This is a genomic window from Hymenobacter sp. H14-R3, assembly GCF_030063445.1.
GTDB lineage: Bacteria > Bacteroidota > Bacteroidia > Cytophagales > Hymenobacteraceae > Hymenobacter.
This window is the reverse complement of sequence record NZ_JASITD010000075.1, coordinates 1-1,096: the sequence shown is the minus strand read 5'-3', so window position 1 is coordinate 1,096 and position 1,096 is coordinate 1. Positions and strand designations below refer to the sequence as shown.

General features: G+C 61.9%; 1 protein-coding gene. It reads right to left on the bottom strand.

Annotation, left to right across the window (positions count from 1 at the left end):
* Positions 1 to 8: 8 nt before the first annotated feature.
* The gene (locus QMK33_RS23355; protein WP_283567040.1) at positions 9 to 1,049 is read right to left on the bottom strand and encodes an IS630 family transposase; all 1,041 of its coding nucleotides are present in this window, start codon (positions 1,047 to 1,049) and stop codon (positions 9 to 11) included.
* Between the last annotated feature and the right edge of the window lie 47 nt (positions 1,050 to 1,096).

Below are 1,096 nucleotides of genomic sequence, written 5' to 3'. Positions count from 1 at the left end.
TATACTCGTTACGCGGTAGTCTGCGAATCGAGAATATGAAATTTGAGGGTTAGACGGGACGCGAGTTCTGGGCCAAACTCGGGGAGTCGGTCGAAGAAGTCGAGGACGGCCGTTTTGAACTGGCCCTTGGTGCGATAGAAGGCGGTGTTGATAATTTTCTGGCGTAAAAACTTCCAGAGGCGCTCAATCAGATTGAGATTAGGCGAATAAGGGGGCAAAAAGACCTGCACGAGTCGTTTGTCGGCCAGCCACTCGGTTAACGCCTTATTTTTATAGTAGCGGGCGTTGTCGCAGATAACATAGACCGGGCCGTGGGGGTGGGCGGCGAGGAGTTTTTCGTAGAGCCGCTGGGTGCTTTGGGCATTGACGCAGGCCGTTTCATCGAGGTGGACCTGGCTCGGCACGTGGGCGTTGAGGGCGGCGTTCAGGTTGACCCGCTCGCGGCCGCTGACGGTGAGCAGGGGCCGCTCTTTGCCGGTCTCCGTCCAGACGTGGGTGGCGCGGGTATTGTGGGTGGGATGGGCCGCGTCGGCAAAATAGACCACTGCTTCCCCCGCCTCGGCTTCGGCCAGCAGCGGGGCCAGCGTGTCGGCCAGGAAGGCCATTTGTGCGGCGGCATCGGCCTGGCAGGGCACGGCCGTGGTCAATTTGTAGGAGAAACCCAGCCGGTGCAGCAGGTCCCTCAGGCCCGAAACTGAGTAGCGCACGCCGTACGTGGCGGCCAGCCAGTCGGCAATAGCCCGGCAGTCAGTGTACAGGGTCTGCCCCAACTCGCGGGCCAGGCCGGCAAGTTGGGCGCTAGTGAGCAGGCCCCAGTAGCCGGGCTGTTCGGCCTTCAAATAACCCACCAGGCCTTGCACGCGGTAGGTCTGGGCGTAGCGGTACACCGTCGTTTCGTCCAGGCCCAGGTCCTCGGCAATGGCCGCCACGGCCCGCCCCCGGTCCAGTAGTAGCAGCACCGTCACCGGCACGTACCCCGCCTTGCCCCGGCAGGCGCGTTGCGCTTGCCGCAGCAACTGCCGCTCTGACTCCGAAAGCCCCACTTCCATAGCACAATTTTAAGCCCTAATTCGCATTTCACTTCGCGACGAGTATA

What these genes read in the sequence shown, in the direction of transcription:
- QMK33_RS23355 (WP_283567040.1), bottom strand. Translation starts at nt 1,049, where the DNA reads ATGGAAGTGGGGCTTTCGGAGTCAGAGCGGCAGTTGCTGCGGCAAGCG.